This is a genomic window from Allobacillus salarius (assembly GCF_007559425.1).
Classification (GTDB): Bacteria; Bacillota; Bacilli; order Bacillales; family Alkalibacillaceae; genus Allobacillus; species Allobacillus salarius.
Window position 1 is genome coordinate 1 of the sequence record NZ_VMHE01000092.1, and the last position, 601, is coordinate 601.

Annotated in this window: 1 protein-coding gene and 1 pseudogene; both read right to left on the reverse strand. The window is 32.9% G+C overall.

Annotation, left to right across the window (positions count from 1 at the left end; genetic code table 11):
• A pseudogene (locus tag FPQ13_RS13280) lies at positions 1–371 on the reverse strand (phage baseplate protein); the annotation flags it as partial.
• Between the two features lie 14 nt (positions 372–385).
• The coding region (locus FPQ13_RS13285; protein WP_144089754.1) for an SGNH/GDSL hydrolase family protein at positions 386–601 on the reverse strand (216 nt) is incomplete at its 5' end.

Consider the following 601-nt stretch of genomic DNA (forward strand, 5'->3'; position numbering starts at 1 on the left):
TTTTTAGTGAAAGCATCTAGTGTTGAATAATCATGATACAAACGATCTTGCAATGTCTTATGACCATAACCTGTATTATCAACGCGCGCGTCTTTTACTTCGTTGATACCGTCGCCGTTATGACCTAGTACCATGTTGCTAAATCGACCGTTTAAATATGTTAAAAAGTCAGAGACGCTACTTGTAACATTTAAATGTTCATACTTTATTTGTTCTCCATCATGTGCGAATCCCTCTTTATTTCTGTGGTATTCAAGAGAGAAATTAAAATCCGACAGCATGTCTGAAATAAGTTTAAAGTTATACTCATTTTCATCTACATATCTGTAGTCAAAGACTCTACTTAAATCTGTAATTAGTTTATTACTCATGTTTTCCTCCTTTACTATCCATAAAACTGATAATAATTTTTAATAAGCTCATACATAATAACTTCATGACCTCTTTCATTAGGATGTAATCCATCAGGCATGCTAGATTTTCTAAATGCTGGATTATATGGTTTGAAATAATCTGTGTGATAAGCATCATATACTGGTACATCCAATTCACTACAAGCCAATATCTGAGCATTGACATAATCCTCTAAAGTTAACCCTAG